20 protein-coding genes and 1 tRNA gene are annotated in these 23052 nt (G+C 40.1%); 14 read left to right on the plus strand and 7 right to left on the minus strand.

The genetic code is table 11. The features are described from left to right. Nucleotides 1–383 precede the first annotated feature (383 nt). Together GSQ19_RS19290 and GSQ19_RS19295 are read left to right on the plus strand one after the other, a co-directional pair. Nucleotides 384–1187 carry a GNAT family N-acetyltransferase gene (locus GSQ19_RS19290; RefSeq protein WP_011319474.1) on the plus strand — a complete coding sequence of 268 codons (804 nt, stop codon included), beginning with the start codon at nt 384–386 and terminating at the stop codon, nt 1185–1187. 33 nt (nt 1188–1220) lie between these two features. Then, complete coding sequence (locus GSQ19_RS19295; protein WP_011319475.1) at nt 1221–2828, plus strand: glycosyltransferase family 39 protein; 1608 nt, start codon at nt 1221–1223, stop codon at nt 2826–2828. Nucleotides 2829–2844: 16 nt separating this feature from the next. Here the strand turns inward: GSQ19_RS19295 and lptC are convergent, their stop codons facing one another. From lptC to metG, 3 genes are all read right to left on the minus strand, one after another. Beyond that, nucleotides 2845–4002: an LPS export ABC transporter periplasmic protein LptC gene (gene lptC / locus GSQ19_RS19300; protein ID WP_011319476.1), complete on the minus strand. Its 1158-nt coding sequence runs from the start codon at nt 4000–4002 to the stop codon at nt 2845–2847. A gap of 192 nt (nt 4003–4194) precedes the next feature. Then, complete coding sequence (locus GSQ19_RS19305; RefSeq protein WP_010994409.1) at nt 4195–4824, minus strand: LabA-like NYN domain-containing protein; 630 nt, start codon at nt 4822–4824, stop codon at nt 4195–4197. Nucleotides 4825–4999: 175 nt separating this feature from the next. Beyond that, nucleotides 5000–6592, minus strand: a complete 1593-nt coding sequence (gene metG, locus GSQ19_RS19310; RefSeq protein WP_011319477.1) for a methionine--tRNA ligase — start codon at nt 6590–6592, stop codon at nt 5000–5002. Between the two features lie 380 nt (nt 6593–6972). On the opposite strand from metG, the gene GSQ19_RS19315 reads away from it, so the two are divergent. From GSQ19_RS19315 to GSQ19_RS19360, 10 genes are all read left to right on the plus strand, one after another. Beyond that, nucleotides 6973–7698: a lysophospholipid acyltransferase family protein gene (locus GSQ19_RS19315; protein WP_011319478.1), complete on the plus strand. Its 726-nt coding sequence runs from the start codon at nt 6973–6975 to the stop codon at nt 7696–7698. Nucleotides 7699–8072: 374 nt separating this feature from the next. Further along, a complete protein-coding gene (locus GSQ19_RS19320) occupies nt 8073–8903 on the plus strand; it encodes an alpha/beta fold hydrolase (RefSeq protein WP_011319479.1) in 831 nt (276 codons plus the stop codon). Between the two features lie 145 nt (nt 8904–9048). Further along, the gene (locus GSQ19_RS19325; RefSeq protein ID WP_011319480.1) at nt 9049–10095 is read left to right on the plus strand and encodes a hypothetical protein; all 1047 of its coding nucleotides are present in this window, start codon (nt 9049–9051) and stop codon (nt 10093–10095) included. A gap of 189 nt (nt 10096–10284) precedes the next feature. Further along, nucleotides 10285–11760, plus strand: coding sequence for a leucyl aminopeptidase (locus GSQ19_RS19330; protein WP_011319481.1), 1476 nt, complete (start codon nt 10285–10287; stop codon nt 11758–11760). A 240-nt stretch (nt 11761–12000) separates the two neighbouring features. After that, nucleotides 12001–13029 carry a phosphate acyltransferase PlsX gene (plsX, locus tag GSQ19_RS19335; protein ID WP_011319482.1) on the plus strand — a complete coding sequence of 343 codons (1029 nt, stop codon included), beginning with the start codon at nt 12001–12003 and terminating at the stop codon, nt 13027–13029. A 103-nt stretch (nt 13030–13132) separates the two neighbouring features. Then, nucleotides 13133–14125, plus strand: a complete 993-nt coding sequence (locus GSQ19_RS19340) for a beta-ketoacyl-ACP synthase 3 (RefSeq protein WP_011319483.1) — start codon at nt 13133–13135, stop codon at nt 14123–14125. A 94-nt stretch (nt 14126–14219) separates the two neighbouring features. Then, complete coding sequence (gene fabD, locus GSQ19_RS19345) at nt 14220–15098, plus strand: ACP S-malonyltransferase (RefSeq protein WP_011319484.1); 879 nt, start codon at nt 14220–14222, stop codon at nt 15096–15098. A 249-nt stretch (nt 15099–15347) separates the two neighbouring features. Beyond that, complete coding sequence (locus tag GSQ19_RS19350) at nt 15348–15986, plus strand: lysophospholipid acyltransferase family protein (protein WP_041456809.1); 639 nt, start codon at nt 15348–15350, stop codon at nt 15984–15986. Between the two features lie 97 nt (nt 15987–16083). Continuing rightward, nucleotides 16084–17121, plus strand: coding sequence for an AI-2E family transporter (locus tag GSQ19_RS19355; RefSeq protein ID WP_011319486.1), 1038 nt, complete (start codon nt 16084–16086; stop codon nt 17119–17121). Between the two features lie 141 nt (nt 17122–17262). Next, the gene (locus GSQ19_RS19360) at nt 17263–17556 is read left to right on the plus strand and encodes a DUF2288 domain-containing protein (protein ID WP_011319487.1); all 294 of its coding nucleotides are present in this window, start codon (nt 17263–17265) and stop codon (nt 17554–17556) included. A gap of 66 nt (nt 17557–17622) precedes the next feature. Here the strand turns inward: GSQ19_RS19360 and GSQ19_RS19365 are convergent, their stop codons facing one another. The 3 genes from GSQ19_RS19365 to GSQ19_RS19375 form a co-directional block, all read right to left on the minus strand. Next, on the minus strand, nt 17623–18126 hold the full coding sequence (locus GSQ19_RS19365) for a YdcF family protein (protein ID WP_011319488.1): 504 nt from the start codon (nt 18124–18126) through the stop codon (nt 17623–17625). A gap of 282 nt (nt 18127–18408) precedes the next feature. Further along, a tRNA-Arg gene (locus tag GSQ19_RS19370) sits at nt 18409–18482 on the minus strand. Between the two features lie 33 nt (nt 18483–18515). Then, a complete protein-coding gene (locus tag GSQ19_RS19375) occupies nt 18516–19592 on the minus strand; it encodes a tocopherol cyclase family protein (RefSeq protein WP_011319489.1) in 1077 nt (358 codons plus the stop codon). Between the two features lie 152 nt (nt 19593–19744). Between GSQ19_RS19375 and GSQ19_RS19380 the strand changes: the two genes are divergently transcribed. Together GSQ19_RS19380 and GSQ19_RS19385 are read left to right on the plus strand one after the other, a co-directional pair. Further along, the gene (locus tag GSQ19_RS19380) at nt 19745–20350 is read left to right on the plus strand and encodes a J domain-containing protein (protein ID WP_011319490.1); all 606 of its coding nucleotides are present in this window, start codon (nt 19745–19747) and stop codon (nt 20348–20350) included. 355 nt (nt 20351–20705) lie between these two features. Then, nucleotides 20706–21362, plus strand: coding sequence for a hypothetical protein (locus GSQ19_RS19385; RefSeq protein WP_011319491.1), 657 nt, complete (start codon nt 20706–20708; stop codon nt 21360–21362). 776 nt (nt 21363–22138) lie between these two features. On the opposite strand, the gene GSQ19_RS19390 is transcribed toward GSQ19_RS19385, so the two are convergent. Beyond that, nucleotides 22139–22966, minus strand: a complete 828-nt coding sequence (locus GSQ19_RS19390; protein ID WP_011319492.1) for a metallophosphoesterase — start codon at nt 22964–22966, stop codon at nt 22139–22141. Nucleotides 22967–23052 lie beyond the last annotated feature (86 nt).

Consider the following 23052-nt stretch of genomic DNA (forward strand, 5'->3'; position numbering starts at 1 on the left):
TTACTGAATCAGAACTTACACAATTGGCACAATAGTAGGGTGCATCAGATGTGAAAAATTCCTTAATTTATACGAAATTATTGGGTCTGATGCACCGTACAGTTAGTTTGATTATGACACTTGCGTTAGCCCTATGAATATCATTAGAGGGTCAACAGTTATCTAAACTTGATATTCAGAAAATTCTGTATCCTAGTGCCAGATTTTAATGATAATTTGGGTGCATAATAAAACGACATTGCAACTTTTAACCTTTTGGAGCAAGTTGTTTTCCAAAACTGCATGAATGTCGCTTTGACACGCTAATACATAAAATGCTCTGTTTGTATAGCAAGTAAATCACAAAAGTTAGTATATTTTCACATCTTTAAGTTGGAAGACAGATGGAAATTTCATATCACCACATCAAGTACCCACTTCGTCCTCCCACTATTATCCAAGATTTTCCTATCCTAGAAACTGATAGATATATTCTTAAACTTGCTGAAACCGAAGAAGAATTAGCATCAATTTTTTGCTTAAGGTTTGAAGTTTTTAATGTGGAGTTAGGTTTAGGTTTGGCTGATTCTAATTTGACTAAAATGGATCAAGACGAATTTGATACAGTTTGCCATCATTTAATGCTAATTTCCAAACTTACGGGAAAAACTATAGGTACTTATAGAATGCAAACCTATAAAATGGCTTCTCAAGGATTAGGATTTGATGCTGCTGATATATTTGAACTGAAAACTATACCTGAATCTGTATTAAAGGTTTCTGTAGAGGTGGGACGCGCTTGTATTGCTAAAGAATACCGCAGTTTTCAATCTCTTTTATTATTATGGAAAGGGTTAGCAGACTATCTTATTTTGAATTGCAGTAAGTATTTTTTTGGATGTGCTTCATTACTAACACAATGTTCTTGGGAAGCTGCTTGTGCTTATCACTATTTTGAAAAACATAATTTGATACATAAGGATATTTTGGTATTTCCTCATGCACAATTTTATGTAGATATTCCACACAAATCCTCTGATGTTTGTCGTGTAGATATTCCCAATATTTTGCAAGCGTATCTAAATGTTGGAGCAAGGATTTGTAGTTTACCAGCAATAGACCGTGAATTTAAAACTATTGATTTTTTGACTATAGCTAACATTAAAGAATTTACCAGATGGAATTATCCAAATATATTAGATAAATAGGCTCCAACAATTCATAAATAATTCTTGAGAAATATGCGGCATATAAAACTCGTGCCGAGTTGGTTGCGGTTTTTAATGATTTTACTTTTAGTAATGTGTATACTATTCCGATTTGTATATGTTGAGAGGAAGGTATATTCTTTAGATGAAAGCTATACTTCTCTAAGGATCTCTGGCTATACTTTAGCTGAAGTAAAACAGCAATTATTTAACAATCAGGTAATCTCTCAGGAAAGCTTTACAGAATTTCAAAGCCCCAATTTGAATAAAAATATTAGTGACACAGTGATGTCTCTCATAATTGAAAGTCCAGAGAAATCACCGTTATATTTTATAATAGCTAGATTTTGGGTGGAAAGATTTGGCAACTCTGTAACTGTAATTAGATATTTATCAGCACTAATTAGTTTATTAGTTTTCCCGTGCCTTTATTGGTTTTGTCGAGAGTTATTTAATGTAACTTTATCGCTGCCTAGTTTAGCGATCGCTCTCATGGCTAACTCACCCATGCACCTAGTATACGCCCAAGAAGGCAGGGAGTATATCCTTTGGTTAGTGACTATCATACTTGCTAGCACTGCATTACTAAGAGCGATACGTCTGCAATCAAACCAGAAATCAGATCCCTTCACAACCTGGGGAATCTATGTGATTACACTGACACTGAGTTTGTATACTTGCTTGTGGACTATCTTTGTGGCGATCGCTCATGGTATTTATGTAGTGTTAGTTGCTAAACTACGCTTGAACGAAACTGTTAGATATTATCTGATAGCCACGATTTTCGCTGTTTTCGCATTTTTCCCTTGGTTATTGGTCGTTTTTGCTAAGTTCTTTCAATTTGTCCTCTCATCAGATGGTACAAATAATTCAGACCCAAATATCATACCCCTAATTCCTTTCTTACTCGTACAGATGAGTAGGAGTTTTTTTGATTTAAATATTAGTTTAGATAATCCAATTAATTATTTAATATCCGCTATTTTTTTAATTTTAGCCGCATATGCTATTTATTTTTTATGTCGCACAACTAACTACCAAGTTTGGCTATTTATCATTACTTTGATTGTAGTACCTGCTTTGCCATTAATCTTACCAAATTTGGCTTCTGGTCGCATTAGTCCGGGTTGCGAACCCTATTTACTACCGTCTTATTTAGGCATACAAATTATTTTTGCTTACTTACTCGCTACACAGATGTATAACGGTAAGGTGTCACATCGAAGAATCTGGCAAATAGTTATTGGACTATTAATTATTTGTAGCTTAATTTCTTCCAGAGTGTATTACCAAGCAGACACTTGGTGGAGTAAGGGCGTAAGTTCCGGTAATCCTCAAATTGCTAGATTTATTAATCAAAAATATCGTCCATTATTAATTACTAATTTTTCTGAGATTAATTATGGCAATGTTGTTTCTTTAAGTTATCTTTTAGAACCAAAGGTGAGATTTCAATTAGTACCGGATCAAACTGTGCCTATCATACCTAATGATTTTACTGATATTTTCCTACTCAACCCCACAAATGCTTGGCGGTTGCAAATAGCTAGAAAGTATCAGTTAAAGCCAAATCTTGTCTATGGAGATGACTATTACTTAGTTTGGAAATTAGTTCAACCTACCTCGAACGGGGAGTTTTAAATTACGCTTTGTAGTACTAATTCCTCGTGCTTGGTTCTTGTGGAATAATCTCTGTAACTACACGATCGCCAGAATTTCCACCTTTAACCACTATATTTTCCGTATCCAGATTACCGACGGCTGTTTCACCTTTAAATGTTAGGGCTGGATCAACTTGTCGATAAACTACATTGTCTTGGGCTTCCACAAGTTTTCTGTCAAGATACCATGTTAGTTTTTGAGAGTTGAGAGTCTGACGACGTTTCCCCACAGCGTTAACATTTCCTGTTAAATAAGCTGTTTTTTGCGGTATTCTCATTTCTCCCTGATTGGCTGTCACCGTTAAGTTCTCCACACGTTGGAATATACGGATAGGGGATTTGGTCGTGACTGTTTCCGTGTTCATATTCCAATTCATGGAATTACTAGTTATTTGGGCTGGTGGTTCTAGTAAATCTATTTGGGCATTTTTATTAATTGTGGCAATCTTGGTTTTTAAGTTTACTTCAGCCGAGTTACCCCGACCGCGATCGCTAATTTGGTTGTTTTTGTAGCGATCAATTTGAATTGGGCGATCGCCTATTAGTTTTTGTTCTTGAATTTGCCAAATCAAATGTTCAGTACGCATCTGCATTTGGGGATCAGCAGAGTTAGCCACTACTTGACCAGAAAACTCCATTCGTTGTTCGCGGGTTTTTACTCTGGCTTCCTGGGCTACTGCTTGTACTTGTTTGTGAGTACCATTAATTTTATTACGAACAATCAATAAGTCTTCTTGAGGTCGCCATTCCAATTCATTACCGTATAAAACAATACCATTTTTGGGATCTGTAGCCACTATTTTGCCTTTGAGAAATAATTGCTTACCATCTTGTTCGATGTCAGCTTTCTCGGCTTTGACTTGATAAACTACTTTTCCATCTTGATAAAGTTCCCCATAGGGGCTTTCGGCTTCACCTATTTGTTTTTCTTTGGTATATTGTGCCTGTTTCGCCTTAACTCTCCAAACTGGTCTACCAACTTCATCTGCTTGTTCTAAGATGACATCAAAGAAGGTCAAATTACTCTCTCGGTTAGTCGTATCAGAATTATTTGATTGGGTATTATTGGGAGATTTAACCCCACAAGCAACTAAAGCAATAATTAAAAAAATAGTCAAAGGTAGGTGATACCAATTTACTTTCTTGAATATCATGTCTAATTAAATAATTGTATGGTCTGTTGGAGTTGGTAATTGGTAATGTTTAATTTCTCCTTTACCTTACCGCAAGCTATTTTTAAAATCAAAGCAAACTGCTATCAAAAACAGAAGCGGGGGGAAGTTTTGTTGGTTCCCCCCGTTGGTTTAAGTTTATACTTTTTTGTTGTCTAGCTTGTGAAAAGGTCATTAATCCTGCATTTCTAGGTGTCCGTCGCTATCTCTGGGATCATCTAAAAAACCCATGCTAGATAAAGGTCGATAAGGATAGCTTTGGCGAGGAGTTTTCTGGATATCTTCTTTGATAGCCTCTAAATCAATATAGCGATCGCTCACATTAATTAAGCTATCACTAGTCATAGAGCGTAAGCTCACAACTTCTACCCGCACGCCACGATAACTAACAGAATTGACTGCATAAGCCAGATCCCCGTCACCACTGACTAGTACAGCCGTATCGTAAGAATCAACTAAAGCCATCATATCTACAGCTATTTCTACGTCTAGGTTGGCTTTTTTGGAACCGTCTGGCAACTGTACCAAATCTTTAGCAATCACACGGTAACCATTACGGCGCATCCACAACAAAAACCCTTGCTGCTTTTCATTAGTTCTGTCTACACCGGTGTAGAAAAAAGCCCGCAACAGTCGAGAACCACCAGTCAAACGACATAGCAATTTCGTGTAATCTATTTCAATTCCTAATTGCAAAGCAGCGTAGAATAGATTTGACCCATCAATGAAAATGGCAACCCGCCCTCGATTTTCTAAAACCTGTTCTGGTGTAAATATTGAATCATTTTCCAAGTTATTCAACATTGATGTCATACCTCAATTTTATCCTTGTTATTTCTGATACTAATTATCAATTTTGATTTTTTAGATCGACTTATGATAATTTTTCGGGGCTAAGATACAGTTCAGCCCCGTTGATTTTCTGGGAAAAGAATTAAGAAATTGAACTGAATTGGCTTTAAGCAAAAATTAAAAGCAATTAAACGTTTTTTGTTTGTTCTATGCGTTTAAAAATGGGTTGGGGTTGACCCAACTGCTGTTTATTAGATAGCAAACCCCATTGTGCATGAATCGCAAAAGGAGTAATATCAGTTTGTTCATTAAAGTTGATCCCAAAGCCCAGTTGCTGATAAATACTGCTACTTATGTTGGGAATCACTGGAGAAAGAAGATAGGCGGCAAGTCTCACAGATTCTAAAACAGTGTACAGTACTGTTTCTACTTCCTGCTGTCGGCCTTGTTTATATAACGACCAAGGGGCTTGATCATCGATAAACTTATTACTGGCTTGCACCAGTGAAAGCACGACCCCACAAGCTTGATTAAAAGCTAACACTTCGTAAGCTTGTTTGACCTTTGCTCCTAAATCTACACCCAATGCTTTCAACGTATTTTCCGCAGGAATATCTTCATTGGTAATTGATAACGCATAATTAGCGCAGTATTTTTTCACCATGTTCAGGGTGCGATTGAGCAAATTACCTAAGTCATTTGCCAAATCTGCATTCAGCACATTGATGAATCTAACTTCATTAAAGTCGCCATCTTTGCCAAATTCGATTTCCTTAAGGAAGTAATAACGAACTGCATCACTACCATACTGCTGGACTAGTCCTACAGGATCTATAGTATTACCTAGACTTTTGCCCATTTTTTGACCATCTTTAGTCAAAAAGCCATGTCCAAAAACTCTATCTGGTAAAGGTAAGCCAGCAGATAACAGCATTGCTGGCCAGTAAACAGCATGAAAACGTAAGATATCCTTACCAATGAGGTGCAAGTTGATTGGCCACCATTTTGCTAGGGCATTTTCTAAGGTTGGTTCGTCTTGTGGATCTAACAATGCTGTGACATAAGCTAGCAAAGCATCGAACCAAACATATAAGGTATGCTTTGAATCTGTGGGTACTGGAAAACCCCAATCTAGATTTACCCGCGAAATGGAAAAGTCTTGCAAACCTTGGCTAACAAAGTTGAGGACTTCATTACGTCGGCTTTCCGGCTGGATAAAATCTGGATGAGACTTGTAAAACTCTTCTAATTGAGTTTGATATTTTGAGAGACGGAAAAAGTAGTTTTGTTCGTCTCGCCACTCAACTTCTTTATTAACATGAATAGGGCAACGATTTCCTTCTAGCAGTTCCCTTTCTTCTTTAAATTCTTCACAAGATACACAATACCAGCCTTTTTGCTGTCCTTGGTAGATGTCGCCAGCCTGCCACACCCGTGCAAAAAATTCGTCTACAATGGCTTTGTGACGGACAGCCGTAGTTCGACTGAAGCGATCGTATTGAATATTCAACAATTGCCACAAACTCATAAAGCTGGGGACAATTTCGTCACAAAACTCTTGTGGTGCTTTTCCTAAACTCTCGGCTGAACGCTGAATTTTTTGTCCATGCTCATCTGTACCTGTTATCAGCAGCACATCACGCCCTAATAGCTTCTGAAACCTCGCCACTGCGTCTGCGGCCATTGTTGTGTAGGCACTGCCAATGTGAGGAACATCGTTTACATAATACAGAGGTGTTGTCAGTGCAAATGTTTTTTCTGATTTATTCACTAGATTCATGCAAAATAAAAAATTAACTTATAAAAACGTTTTATATCTTAACTTCTATCAACAAATTTACGCAATTATATGATAATAGCTCCTTTTGCTGAAATAACACTTTAATATTAGCAAATTTACCATCCAAAGTCTTATTTTGTAATATCTATAAATCCAACTAATCCCTAGATAAAAGACTGAAATCAACTACTAATAATATTGGATAATGTTTTCGTTGCATTTATGGTGATGAAGAACACAAATCTTCCAAACTACGGAATTTAGCGGCTTTTGTGGATAAAACATTTCTACCTTAAGACGGTCAACGTATGGGTGAAGAAATGTAAAAATTAAATCAAGATAAACTGCGATATTTTCCCAAAAAAATACATTGTTCAGGCATGAGTGCAAATAACCCCCTAGATATTTCTCGGATATTCTTAAACACACTCTCTACTAAAATGTTTCGCTATTACGAGGATCGCATTCCCCAAGATGCTAGTTTGTTAATAGTGAGCAATCACCGCAGTTTTATGGATGCACTAACGTTAATGGCGGCTTTATCGAATCCGATTCGTTTTGCTTGTCATCACTATATGGGACAAGTGCCAATATTGCGGGAGATTGTCACAGGACAATTGGGTTGCTTTCCTTTAGAAGAAAATCAACATCGTCAGCAAAGCTTTTTTGTGCAGTCACAAAAGCTACTACAAACAAAACAAATGGTGGGAGTATTTCCTGAAGGTGCTGATCCGATGGTGAAATATACTCCAGCCAATGAAGTAGGGGAATTTCGCAGGGGCTTTGCTCATCTAGCGTTACGTTCTCAAGTCAAGAACTTAGCAGTGTTACCAGTAGCGATCGCTTCCTTAGAAGAGAGTAACACTGCGGCTTTTCCCCTAAAATTATTGAGTTTGTTCGATCCTTCCGAACCATTATTCAATCAATATGGCTGGCATCCCCTGGTAATCTATCATCGGGTGGCTGTCTTAGTCGGTCGTCCTTATTGGATTACAGCCCAACATCACCACCAATATCACGGCAAACAGGCGAAAAATGTTGTGGCTGAACTAACTACACACTGCCATGATGAAATCGCTACTTTACTTGCTCAAGGTTGTTATTAAGTAGAGCTTACTCATGAAAAAAACAAGGGTGTAGGGGTGTAAGGGTTTAAGGGTGTAGGGGTTTAAGAATAATCAGCCAGTTGTTTAATTTACTAGCAAATCTTTTTTTATTTTGAATTTTGCGAAAAGTTCTGTAGGCGGGTTTCCCGCCGTAGGAAACTTTTCAAGACGAATTTTGAATTGATTCATTCCTAGATTAACCTCTAGGAGCATCATTAATTAATCAAAGTATCTTCAAAAAAGTTTTATACAGTCCAGGCTATGATTTTAACTGGACTATAAAGCTTTATCCTTGTATTGTCCTATCGATACAAAGTATAAGCTTGACATAGGGTAAAGTTTATAAAAACAGCAAATAAAATTTGAATTTTACAATGCCAGACGTTGAACTAAAGCCGTGTTTCCTAACTCCTAGACGAGTACGACCTGAGTATCCGTTGTTCGTCTATTTGCCGGGAATGGATGGAACTGGTCAATTATTGCGATCGCAAACGGCGGGGTTAGAAATTGGCTTTGATGTCCGTTGTTTGGCGATCCCCCGCCAAGACCTCACTAGCTGGGATGTCCTCACTAATAACGTCCTAGACTTAATTCATGCAGAATTAGAAAAAAGTTCCCAAAGAGCAGTCTACTTGTGTGGTGAGTCTTTCGGGGGTTGTTTGGCGATGAAAGTAGCCATTAAATCGCCCCACTTATTTAAACGTCTAATTCTGATTAATTCGGCCTCAGCTTTTAAGCTACGTCCTTGGTTGGATGGGCTGTCTCAACTGGTGCAATTAGTCCCCGAATGCCTTTATGATGTGGGCGCATTAGGTTTATTACCATTTTTGGCATCCTTGCAGCGTATCTCTCGGAATATTCGCCAAGAACTGCTAAAAACTATGCGTTATGTTCCTCCAGAAACGGTGCTTTGGCGGTTATCTTTATTGCGAGAATTTGATGTCAGCGATGAGCAATTGCGTTCTCTGACTCAAGCAACATTGTTAATTGCTGGTGGCAGCGATCGCCTGTTACCATCTGTCAGTGAAGCTACGCGCCTAGCAAATATTATCTCTCATTCTCAGAAAGTGATTCTACCCAACAGTGGACACGCCTGTTTGCTAGAGCAAGATGTGAATCTCTATGAAATTCTCCAAGTTAATAACTTTTTAGAAATTAAAAGCCCCAAAATTTCTCATCTCAAAATTCCCCAACAAAAAATTTGATATGTATAACGTTTTCTCTCTGTGTCTCCGTGGCGGAAATATTAAACCCTAGAGATACAGAGAATTGTCCTGGTTGATAGATGTCAAGGCTTGCAATTATCGACTACAACCAAAATAGAGGGTCTGATAAGGATGACGACAAGCAATGCCAGACAAACCACCCGCAAACATAGAAAAAAATACTAAACCATCTGTAATAGATGCTGTTGCTCAACTTGGGCAAGCAACGGTTAAGCAAACGCAAAACTTATTTGAGCAAGGTACTCAAATAACAGGTAACTTCATCAACCATCTCAGTGATAATTGGTTGATTAGAAAAATTTCCGGATTTCTGAATCTTAATTGGCTAATTGGGGCAAGTGACAATGTAGATTTAGAAAAAGTCGCAGCCTCAGTTAACAAACTCAAACAAAAGTATCCTCAGGAATCACCAAGCCAAATTGCCCACCGCATCATGATGGACAAAGCAGCTAAATCTGGTGGAGTAGGTCTAGCGAGTAGCATTTTACCTGGAGTAGCCGCAGCCTTATTTGCAGTGGATTTAGCCGCAACAATGAAATTGCAGACAGAAATGCTTTATCAGATTGCTGCTGCTTATGGGCTTGATTTAAAAGATCCTGCTCGAAAAGGGGAGCTTTTAACAATTTTTGGTTTAGGCTTGGGTGGAAATCGTCTCCTCAAAGCAGCCGGATTAGCCTTACTAAGAAATATACCCTTTGCTGGTGCGGCGATCGCTGCCAGTTCCAATGCCACACTCAGCTATTCTTTAGGGTATGCAGCTTGTCGATTTTACGAAGCCAAGTTAGACGCTGCAACATCCCTCAATTCCCCAGAAACATTGGCAAACTTAAAAGCCGAGAGCGAGAAATATTTAGAAAAGGCGATCGCTCAAGAAGCCATCATGGATCAGATATTAGTTCACATGATCCTGGCCAGCCATCCAGAGAAAACTTGGGAAGAAATCTTACCAGACTTGCAAGTTGCCAACCTCAGCCCCACATCCTTAGCAGCCATCAAGCAAAACATCAAATCACCCCAACCGTTTGAGCAACTGCTGAACCAATTAAATCGTGATTTTGCCGTCCCCTCACTAGCCCGTTGTCGCAAAATTGCCGAACTAGACCATCAGACTAAACCACGAGAGCTAGAAATAATCAATGCGATCGCCAAGAAATTCGATATTGGTCAATAGTCAACAGTCAACTGTTATTTTCCTCTAGATCAATACTTCCCTTGATCCCTGCTTGTCTGCTTCTTTATCTCTTCCCAATCCCCATTACCCCTTATCCCCAGTCCCCAATCCCCAACCCCCCTATCCTGAAACAAAATTTTTGAGCAATACTGGTACAGGAAGGCATATATACATAGATAAGACCCCAACATGGCAATTCAACTGAGTGATAAGCCTCTACTAGAATGGGCAGGCGATACTTTGGCGATCGCATTATTTGAAGATGCAGTCGAGTTAACTGGTGAACTAGCGAGTTTAGATGAAAAGTTTGCTGGTATTTTAAAAGAACTAATTGCCGAAGAAGAATTTACAGGCAAAGCCAACAGCACGGTTTTTACTCGTGTGAGTGCTAATATCCCAGTCCGGAAAATAATTTTGGTGGGTTTAGGCAAAACTGAAGCCTTCAACATAGATACCTTAAGACGTGCGGCGGCGGCTGTAGGTAAAGTAGGCAAAAAACAAAAAAGCAAAGTTATCGGACTGAGTTTTCCCTTGTGGAATAATGACCCTACAGCCTCATCCCAAGCAATTGCTGAAGGTGTGCAGTTAGCGCTCTATCAAGATAATCGTTTTAAATCAGACCCAGACGATAAAGGTTCCCAAGTCGAAACAGTAGAATTACTTGGTTTTGCCGGACAAGAAGCAGCAATTAACCGAGCAAATCAAATCGTCTCTGGGGTAATCTTGGCTCGCCAATTGGTAGCAGCACCAGCCAATAGCGTCACACCAATTACAATGGCAGAAACGGCTCAACAGATTGCCCAAGATTATGGTTTACAAATAGAAATTTTAGAGCAGGAAGATTGTGAAAAACTAGGCATGGGTGCATTTTTAGGAGTTGCCCTCGCCTCAGATTTACCGCCTAAATTTATTCACTTAACCTACAAACCAGAAAGCACACCCAAGCGGAAACTAGCAATTGTTGGTAAAGGTTTAACCTTCGATTCTGGTGGACTCAATATTAAAGGCGCTGGTAGTGGTATTGAAACCATGAAAATTGATATGGGAGGTGCAGCCGCTACCTTAGGTGCAGCCAAAGCCATTGCCCAAATCAAGCCAAATGTAGAAGTTCACTTCATCTCAGCCGTAACCGAAAACATGATTAGCGGTAAGGCTATGCACCCAGGAGACATCCTGACAGCATCCAATGGCAAAACCATCGAAGTGAACAACACCGATGCCGAAGGGCGCTTAACTCTAGCAGATGCCCTAGTCTATACCGATAAATTGGGATTAGATGCGATCGTTGATTTAGCCACCCTCACCGGTGCCAATGTCATTGCCTTAGGTGATGACATTGCTGGTTTGTATACTCCCGATGATGCCTTAGCCGGGCAACTAGAGCAAGCGGCTAGCGAATCTGGTGAAAAGATTTGGCGGATGCCATTAGAAGAAAAATATTTTGAAGGACTAAAATCTGGCATTGCCGACATGAAAAACACCGGGCCTCGTCCTGGTGGTTCCATCACGGCTGCTTTGTTCCTCAAGCAGTTTGTCAAAGATACCCCGTGGGCGCACTTAGACATTGCCGGGCCAGTTTGGGCAGACAAAGAAAACGGCTATAACGGCCCAGGTGCAACTGGTTATGGCGTAAGGTTGTTGGTTGATTGGGTATTGAGTGAATAGGGGTTTAGGGGTTTAGGGGTTTAGGGGTTTAGGGGAAGGAATAAAGATAAATTTCTTTTCCCTCACACCCCTACACCCTCACACCCCTACACCCTTACACCCCTATTCACAATGTGCTATCTTGGGCTTGCCGTTAAAACTTGTTGCAATTGTCACAAGAGAAATGCGGTGGTGAGAAAGTTAAGATTTTTCAGCCAAGCCATCTGGTAAAATTTGTAAGGTTTCTAGAAGCTTTGAGCAATGGGATCGACTTGCGTACGGATAGCAATTGACGCAATGGGAGGGGATCACGCACCCAATGAAATCGTAGCTGGCGCTGTGCGAGCAAGCGAAGAATTGGGTGTGAAAGTACTATTGGTGGGTGATCCCCAACAAATTGCATCTGCCTTGCCACCAAAAACTAATTTGGAGCGGGTGGAGATCGTTCCTGCTGAGGAAGCGATCGCAATGGATGAGGAGCCTTTGAACGCGGTAAGACGCAAGCGCAAGGCTTCTATTAATGTGGCGATGGATTTAGTCAAGCGAGAACAGGCGGATGCCATATTCTCGGCTGGCCATTCTGGCGCAGCTATGGCATCAGCTTTACTCCGCTTGGGACGATTACCAGGAGTTGACCGCCCCGCAATTGGTACAGTGTTTCCCACCATCAAAGCTGGCAAACCTGTACTGATATTAGATGTGGGAGCTAATGTAGACTGCCGTCCTAAGTTTTTAGAGCAGTTTGCTGTGATTGGGTCAATTTACAGCCAGTATGTCTTAGGGACAGGGGAACCACCCAAGGTGGGTTTGTTGAATATTGGCGAGGAAGATACCAAAGGTAACGAATTAGCCTTACGTACTCACCAACTATTGAAGGACAACCCCAACATCAATTTTATTGGTAATGCCGAAGGGCGAGATGTACTTTCCGGCGAATTTGACGTGATTGTGTGTGATGGCTTTGTCGGCAATATTTTACTCAAATTTGCGGAGGCGATCGGCGGAGTAATTCTGCAAATCCTCCGGGAAGAATTGCCCCAAGGCTTACACGGTCAAATCGGTACAGCCATTTTAAAACCCAACCTGACGCGCATTAAGCAGCGCATGGATCACGCAGAACACGGTGGTGCTTTGCTGTTAGGGGTATCAGGTGTTTGTCTAATTGGTCACGGTAGCTCTCAAGCGCCTTCAGTATTTAATGCCATTCGTATGGCAAAAGAAGCTGTAGATAATCAAGTGATGCAACAACTGCAATCCCAATATGAAATTCTACACAGCGCCAGCGATTAGCATCAGTTCTGCGGGTTATTAGTCAAAAGTAAATGACTAATGACTAATATCTACAGACGTTCTATACAACGTCTCTAATAACTGATAGCTTGGGAGACTAGGAGTGCAAAACTTAGGCATCGCAATTACCGGAAGTGGTTCAGCAGCACCTGAAACTTCCCTTCACAACGAAGAATTAAGCCAACTGGTAGAGACATCAGACGAGTGGATAAGTACCAGAACGGGAATCCGCCAACGGCGTTTAGCCCTACCGACTGAATCATTAAGCAGTCTGGCGGCGGCAGCTAGTAGACAGGCGATCGCCTCGGCTGGAATTACAGCATCCGATATAGATTTGATTTTACTGGCAACTTCCACACCTGACGATCTGTTCGGTACTGCTACTAAAATCCAAGCTGAATTGGGAGCTACTAAAGCCGTAGCTTTTGATTTAACAGCAGCCTGTTCCGGCTTCGTCTTTGGTCTAGTCACAGCAGCCCAATTTATCAGAACTGGCGTATATCAGAATGTACTGTTGATCGGGGCTGATATCCTCTCCCGTTGGGTAGATTGGCAAGACAGACGTACTTGCGTGCTATTTGGTGACGGTGCTGGGGCTATTGTATTGCAGTCCAACCAAAGCGATCGCTTATTAGGATTTGCCCTCAAAAGTGATGGGACACAAAACCATTATCTCAACCTAGCTTATCAAGGCACTGCCCAAGAAATTCTCCCCAACATCAAGATCACTCAAGGCACATATCAACCCGTAACCATGAACGGCAAAGAAGTTTACCGCTTTGCTGCTCAAAAAGTCCCAGAAATCATTGATAAAGCTTTATTTGAAGCCAATATTACTGTTGACCAAATCGATTGGCTACTACTACATCAAGCAAATCAACGCATTCTTGATACTGTAGCTCAACGCCTAAATATTCCTGCACACAAAGTGATTAGTAATCTTGCTAATTACGGCAATACCTCCGCCGCATCCATCCCCCTAGCCCTAGATGAAGCCGTGCGAGAAGGTAAAATAAAACCCAACGATATCATTGCTACATCCGGCTTTGGAGCCGGTCTAACATGGGGTGCAGCAATTTTCCAATGGGGAAGATAATCAATTAAAAATTCAAAATGCAAAATTCAAAAATTGGATTGTTCATTTTGAATTTTTAATTTTGAATTTTGAATTAGAGCGAAGCGACTGACAAATGACAAAAACCGCATGGGTGTTCCCCGGACAAGGTTCTCAAGCACTGGGGATGGGAACAGACTTACTAGATATACCAACTGCCAAAGAAAAATTTGCTCAAGCTGAAGCAATCTTAGGTTGGTCTGTAAGCGAAATCTGCCAAAACGAAGAAAAATTATCACAGACACTCTACACCCAACCCAGTCTTTATGTAGTAGAGAGTATCCTTGCAGACCTGACAAAAGAACGGGGACACCAGCCAGATTTAGTTGCTGGTCATAGTTTAGGAGAATACATCGCACTTTATGTTGCTGGCGTTTTTGAGTGGTCGGCTGGTTTAAAACTAGTCAAGCGACGAGCTGAACTCATGGATAGCGCCGCAGGCGGCATGATGGCGGCTATGATGAATTTTGACCGCGAACAGTTAGAAACAGTAATTGCCCAGACTCCTGATGTGGTGCTAGCAAACGATAATAGTCCAGCGCAAGTTGTCATATCCGGTACTCCAGAAGCTGTGCAGACAGTGATGTCCCAAGTCAAAGCCAAGCGTGCTGTCCCGTTGAAAGTTTCGGGTGCATTTCATTCACACCTGATGAATACAGCTGCTGTGGAGTTCCAAGAAATTCTGGAAACTGTAGAATTTCAACAGGCTAATGTACCCGTATTATCGAATGTCGAGCCAGTGCCAGCAGTTGATGCCACAATTTTAAAACAACGCCTCAGCCAACAAATGACTGGTTCAGTGCGCTGGCGAGAAATTTCTTTAACATTACCAGTCAACGGCATTGAGAAAGTTGTGGAAATCGGCCCCGGCAATGTACTAACAGGTTTGATTAAACGCACTACTGCTAATTTAATTTTAAAAAACATCCGCAACGCTGCGGAACTACTAAATTAGATACTGGGGATTAGTGAAATAGTGCGGCGAGAGGCTTTCCCTTTCTTCGAGACGCTACTCAAAAATTTTTTCCTTTTCACCATGCCCCTGTTCGGACTTCCCTGCGGGACGCTACGCTTTGGCGCAACCTCTATGAGGGAAGCCTGCCCCAATTCCCAATTCAAGGCAAAAGTAAAAAGGCAAAAGAAAAAATCTTTTACCTTTTTACTTTTTACTTTTTACTTTTTTATCCCCACTCCCCAAGTTCTTATGTCCCGAACCCGCGAACCATTGATTAGTCTGGCACTTTACCATGCCTTCAAGTGGTCAGTTGTTAGTCCGATGTTACACGCTTACTTTCGGGGTCGGATTTATGGTGTGGAAAATGTCCCCCAATCAGGCCCTGTAGTAGTTGTGAGTAATCATGCTAGTTATTTTGATCCGCCCATCGTCTCTAATTGTGTGCGTCGTCCAGTGGCATACATGGCGAAGCAAGAATTATTTGAAATCCCTGTTTTAGCCCAGGCGATTAAATTATATGGTGCTTACCCAGTTAGTAGGGGAAGTGCCGATCGCAATGCCATTCGTGCAGCTCTAGAATATCTGGAAAATGGCTGGGCTGTTGGTGTATTCCTGGAAGGTACTCGCACCCCTGATGGTCGTATTAGTGACCCCAAAAGAGGCGCAGCGCTACTAGCAGCTAAAGCAAAAGCGCCGATATTACCTGTATGTTTGTGGGGTTCGGAGAATATTTTACAAAAAGGTTCCTCGGTACCTCGTGCAGTGCCTCTAACAGTGAGAATTGGTAATTTAATTGATACTCCCAGTTCTACTAATAAAGACGAGTTAGAGTCAATAACACAAAAGTGTGCCGCAGCCATTAATCAAATGCACGATTTAGGGCGCTAAGTATCCACTGGGAAAAAATCTGCTGAAAGTAGGTAGCGATCGCTATTTTATTGTTGTATGTTGAAAATCAATTAATCAACTTTTTTTTACACAGTATATGAGCGGTATTGAAGCCAAAAACCTGTGGCATCGATTAAATAATTTGGCACTAGTCCGCTTTTTGCTGTTAGTTGCGGCTGGTTGGGCTATCGTACAGCTTCTGGCTTACTTTGAGACAGTAATTGTCATTTTTACGTTTGCAGCTATTTTGGCTTTTTTACTGAGCTACCCTGTACAATGGCTACGCCGTTTTCTCCCCCACAACATTGCAGTTGTTGTAATTTTCCTAATCAGCATAGTGATTTTAGGAGGATTACTGATTACTGTCGGTATAGCAATTTTATCCCAGGGTCAACAATTAATTGACAGCATATCTGCTTTCTTAACTTCTTTGTTACCTTTTTTGGAAAGAGTAGAGGGTTTATTACGTAACCGCAATCTACAAATAGATTTAAGTGTAATTCAAGAACAATTGCGAACCCAAGCTGTATCAACACTAGTTACGAGTTTGGCAATTGTGCAACAATTTCTCACTAATTTTGTGACATTTATTTTAATTGCCGTCGTAGCTTTTTTCATGTTGCTAGACGGTGAAAAGCTTTGGAACTTTACTCTCAAAATAATCCCGCAAAAACGCCGCATTAGATTTACAAATATTATGCGACGCAGTTTTCTAGGATTTTTTCGCGGTCAGTTATTATTGTGCTTATTCTTAACAAGTTCAACATTCATTATTTTCTTATTATTACAAGTACCTTTTGCTTTAATACTGTCCGTAATAGTGGGAATACTAGATATCATTCCCGGTATTGGAGCTACTCTAGGTGTGGGAACAATTACTTTAATTGTCTTATCTCAAGATGTTTGGTTAGCATTAAAAGTATTAGTTGCTTGTGTAGTCCTCCAGCAAATTCAAGATAATTTAATTTCTCCTCGCATTATGCAAGGAGCGCTAAATCTCAATCCGGTAGTAGTATTTTTTGCTTTATTAGTAGGTGCTAGAGTCGCAGGGCTATTGGGTGTTTTTATCTCTATCCCAATCACGGGAGTTATTGTATCTTTATTTGAAATTGATGAGATGAAATCTGAAGTTTAGTTATTAGTCAAGTCGCTTTTATTCAGTTCAAAATTTAAAAAAGGTCATTAGTTATTGATTTTTCCTTCTACCACGCCATACCTTTAATTCTCATCTTCCATTTAATGTAAAATCGAAAGATGAGGATAAGAATGGAGAATCATGTCAGATTTAAGAACAGAGTTATCAGAAACTATAGATGAATCAGAGTGGGAATGGCTAATTCCTCATGCACAGAGAGACGCGGTGATTTTAGTATCACTAGACTTGAACTTGCTGGATGTGGGAGAGGCGATCGCTAGTGATAATATACCTTCAGTTCAACGATGGATTGATGAGCAATTAATTAGTAAACCGTCTCCTGAGCAACTGGGAGAATGGAACATCAATCAGCAAAAAAGATTTAACACCCTGATAATACAGCCCTATGTTTTGATACAGGAAATAGCAGTATAGGTTATGTAACTCCCACTGCTAAGGCCATAAAAAAAGGTAGGTGGGAGAAAAGGAAACTATTGATTATTAACGCTTATGTTTCTCATCCGCACCCGTATAACCAGTAGCCACCCATAATAAAGCCCTGGCCCCATCACGCAAAGATTTTTCAATTGGTTCAGGAGAGTTTTCTGAAGGAACTGAGATTGGTTTAAAGGTAATTCCGCGACTACCTAAAACTATTTCGCCAATGATACAGGCGCGGCGCATATGGAAATCAGACGTAATTAAATAAACGCTTTTGATACCACGAGATTGTAACTCGTCAATTAATGTAGTAAAATTTGTTACAGTGTCTACCGCTTCATAGTCTAGATGTAATCGCTTGGTATCTATACCAGCTTTCTTAAATACCCGTTTAGTGTAGACAGGTGGACTACCTCCAGAAATCCAAATTGGTAGATTTGGGTGCTGACGAGCAAAACTAGCAGTAAACTTTTCTCTTTCTAGATTTCTAGTCGAACCACCTAAAACTATTACGGCTTGGGGTTGTGTGTAGGCGTTTTTAGCTTCTTGGTATCCAAACCACATTAATAGCGGTAAAAATAGCACCGCAAACGAAAATGATTTACCTCTAAACAATAGATTATTCTTCAAGGCTCTATAACTTTGTTTGTTGAGGGCGTTATTTTCTCTCAAAATAAGAAAAATATCTATGTAAGTTAGCAGACTTTGGCGAAATTTACCCTGGCAGGAATACCGTCAAGCTAATTCATCATTTAATGTGTATTAGCACAATGTTTCCACATAATTAGTCATTATCCTACATACAGGATTTCTGACTAATTATTTGATTTAACTATTTTGTGGTGACGGGACTGGTGCGACTTGAACGCACGACCTAGCGCTTAGGAGGCGCTCGCTCTATCCAACTGAGCTACAGCCCCAACTATGAAGCATATACAATGATAGCAGTAGTTTTAACTAGACTGCCAAGAATTGCTCCAAGAATCACCACCTATTTCTAAACCACAAAGATAACTGTGTGCTTTCAGGATGACCAGAGGATTTTTCCCTCGGATTTGTCGTAACTCTACATTCAGTTTTCCTTGCATAGTGTCTCGACAGCAGTATTGCAAACCCTGGACTGTAGGCGCACGTAGGTCTGTACCCGGTAGATGGGTAGTTCCTGTTAATTCAACCTCATAATCTGAGTTTTTCGCTTTCATTTGCCATCTACCCCAAGGCTGAATATTCCACTCTACTTTCGAGTTCCAAGGAACGAATTCGTAAAATTTGCCTTGATAATGTAACCCAATCATGGCTACAGATTCCATCCACCACAGTACACCGCGTCTACCACCACCAGCAGTTAAAGCTAAGTCAGGTTCGCCATCAAAGCTGTTGCAGTTAAGCCAAAACCATTTTTCCGGAAAAGCACCACCCCAATTTTTTTCCCCGTAAGCTGGCGCATTCTGGAATTGGTAGATTTTGCCATTCCAATCAATCCAGCCGGTAGCCAAGCCATGAGCCATCAAAATTTGCCATCCTGGTTCAAAAATCTGTAAAAAGGACAGCCACCCAGCCGTCGATTGCTGGATACTATTTTGATTTCCCCAGCCGTATATCGGTTGAATTTCGTAACGCCAACGGCAATAGTTACCTGTAGCAGGGTCAGTGATTACGCCTTGATTGAGGGTGGCTGTAGCTTGGTATCCTTGCTGTACATGGCGTTCAAACTCTGCTGGTAACAAATAAATAGGTTTGGTGTTGAGGTTTGTTTCGCCCCAATGACCCAAAGCCAGAACATCTGAGCTAGCCCAAAATTTGTTGACATTGGGAAAAGTCCGACAAATATATTCATCATCAGCACCAAGGACTTGAGCTGCACCACCACTGTAGGGTTTACCGCCAATAGGGTCTTCGATGGAATACATGAAAGCAAAGGTTTGACCACAGTCTGGTAAAGTTACACGGTAATACCAACCTTCAAAGAAACGGCGACTACTACCGTCCCAATGGTATCCGCTATGGGGAGTTTGCAGAGTTTTGAACATTGTAGGCGATCGCACTTACGTTTCGATTAGCAAATTTTTGAAAAAGTCGGGAGTGTGGTGATTCACAAACGATTTTAGAGATTTTATCTCATAAAACCTCTTGAGAGTTTAGTTAAGATAGATTTACGTAGTTATATTTTTTAGTATGCGCGATGTCTAACGACAAGCCGCGAGATGGTTTACAACTTGATATCAGTCATGCTTATGAAATTCTCGGTTTAAAACCTGGTGCATCACAAGTAGAAGTAAAGCAAGCCTATAGAAAGCTAGTTAAAATTTGGCATCCCGATCGCTTTGTTGATGACGAGCAAAAACAGCAAGCCGAGACAAAAATTAAACAAATTAACGCCGCTTACAACAGAGTTAAATCTGTAAAACTAACTGTTGAGCAGCCAGCTTCAGCTACGCCTCCACCAAAAAAGCCTGTGAAAGCATCGGTTAATCGTTGGGGTGCAGAGACTTTTTACAACTGGGGTGTGGAAAGTGTGGACAAAAAAGAATATGAAGAAGCGATCGCCTATTTTACCCAAGCAATTCGCCTCAACCCCAGCTACATTGCAGCCTACAAATACCGAGGATTCATTTGCTCTCAATTGGGTTATGAATATAGAGCGAGTTCCGATTTAAATAAAGCCGCACAGTTGGAAGGGAAAATTCCCAAAGCCACTTATGTATCATCACCAAGATATAAGACCAAGCCTAAATCTCTGCTCGCAAGATTATGCCAGAAAATCAAAAGACTACTAAAGCTTAAATAGATATTAAGTAAAAATTCAATATTCATAAAACAACAGTGGAGTATTTTTACTGTACCTTCAACATAAGTAATCAATATCACACAACCATAAAAACATTAGCTAACGGGGAAAAATTACTGGATATTTATGTCAATAATTAGAAAAATCCAGCAAAATTCCGCTTATATTCATTCTTTCGATGTATTGAGCTTTCACCTCAAGGTAGATCCGTTAGTAAAAGCTAAGAAGTTATTCTGAGGATACTTAAAACAGAGTTACAAATTGAACAGTAAATATATCAAGGGTTAGTAAGTTCTTTGATATTTACTAAAACTTGATATTGCCAATATGAAAATAAGGAGTGGAACGAGAAACTATGACTAATCCTAATGAGCGTGAAACTTATAACCAAAGCGTTAACCGTGATGTTTACACTGATAGCAATGGTAATACTCACACTAACGTAACAAGAACAACGGAAACACCAAATAATTCTTATCGTAATGGTTATGTCAATGGACGTAATATTGAACGTAACTATCAAGTCGAACGTGATAATGAAAATGCAGCTAATGGGCTGATTCTTGGTATCTTATTAACCTCCTTAGTGGGTCTGATTGCTGGCGCATTTTGGTACTTTAATCAAAACGATGCAGCCGTTGAAACTAACACACCAGTAGAAAGTCCTGTACCTGTTAACACTAGTCCTACCCTATCTCCTCAACCACAACAAACAACAATTATTGAAAGAACTAGAGAAGTTCCTGTAGTCATTCCCCAACAACAAGTCCCACCTTCAACAACAAATTCTCAGCCACAGGTTAATGTAACTATTCCACCCCAGCCGTCTGCAAGAGAGACAGCACCTACTATTACTCCTCAGCCAACTCAAACTAGCGCGCCTACTACAAATACACAACCCAATTCCTCTCCAACGACTACACCCGAAGCTAGAGACCAATCACAAAGTGGCGTGAATAGCAGTTCTTCTAGTGCTGATGATGCTAATCAAAACAGCAATCCTGGTCAATAACAACTCAATTATCGGTATTTGGGGAACCCAGTAACGTTGGCTGTATTCCTCTCCTAAATATTCCTAAGGGACTTCCAGATAAGAAAATATCCAAAATGTGGTGTGTGTCAGTGCGATAGAACCTAACTATACTCAGAAATTATTCATACTGACGCACCCTATCAAACTATCAATTTCGGATAATTTATTTTTTGGTGTTCCCTAAGACTGGGGAAAGTACTCAGCTAAGGCGGAAATTTTAAGAAAGATTTCTAAAATTATTACAGTAAATCAATGGTATTGAAGTTTAGTAAACAACTACACCACTGGAAAAAAATGGTGCTACATTAAGAGCAAGGTACAAAAAGGTTAAAAGTTCATTAAAAAATCTTAGACTTAGGGTCTGTACCTCCTCGCTCTAATGTTTTAAGTATTCGCAATTCTAAACTCGTTGGTTGCATCCTCATTGAAAGTGTTTTCTCCTTGAGTGTATTGCTTTTTATGGAGGTGTTGAACTTACAGCCAGAAATGCCTGCCTATTGGAATCAAGGATGCACGGTTTTAGAGATGTTTGATTGCGGATAATGTCCACCTTAGTTGAGTTGTTTGATTCTGTTTTTTCCTATCTTCTCTGAACAATCGTATATTTACCAAACCGCCATTTGCTAATGAGATTTTCTATCTTAGCTGATGGCGGTTAATTTTATTAGTAATAAAAATTTGAGTTGATAGAGGAAAGCAAGAGGTGGAAGCTGAAAAAGTTGATTGCAAAACTCTTTTGATCAGTCTGTTCTGGGCTAAGTTAAGGTAATTACAGTCACTTCTGGCGGACAAAATAAGCGCCCAGGACGATAAGTTCCTAGTCCACGATTAACATATAGTTGGTTGTTTGTTACTTGATGAAATCCCTGCGCCCATTCCCAATAGCGTACAACTTTTGAGCAGTCTCCTAGTAAAAATGGTACCCAACGCCGCAGTTTTCGGGGGGCTTTTTTGAGAAGCTTTTTATAATGATAAACAACAGGGCCAATACCAGGAAGAACTATATGTCCACCATGAGTATGACCAGATAGTTGTAAATCAACTCGCCATTGTTCCAATATTTTCGCAGTATCTGGGTTATGAGATAAAACAATCCGGGGCGTAGTTGGATCGAGTTTGTTCATAACCGATGCAGGATGAAATTCTTTTGACCAATAGTCAGCCAGTCCGACTATTGGTAATTCATGTCCCAAAGGATAAGCAATTTCATTCCACAGAACATTAACGCCAATACTTGTTAAAGCTTTTGTTATTAAAGTTTGAGAGTGACTGTAGTGAATATCATGGTTGCCTAGTACAGCAAAAATACCATAACGACTTTGTAAGTATTTAAGTCTTAATGCGAGTTGGTTAATTGGTGTAGGATCATCGGTCACATAGTCACCAGTTAATAGTATTAAGTCTGGTTCAGCTTCGTTAGTAACTGCGATCGCCTCCTCTAACATTTCTTCTGATAGCCGCAAACCATCATAATGAAAATCCGACAACTGTACTAGCTTTATACCTTGTAAACTTGGTGAAAGATTAGCAATCTTAACCGTTATTTTATCTACGCTTAAACGTCCTGTAAAAAACCAGTGCATAATTTGCTAGAACTCCTCATACCAGCGCCTACAGCTTATCAAAAATAAAACTAATAACTTAAAACTTAAAGAAGCTTACAATAACT

Source organism: Trichormus variabilis 0441, from assembly GCF_009856605.1.
Lineage (GTDB): Bacteria > Cyanobacteriota > Cyanobacteriia > Cyanobacteriales > Nostocaceae > Trichormus > Trichormus variabilis.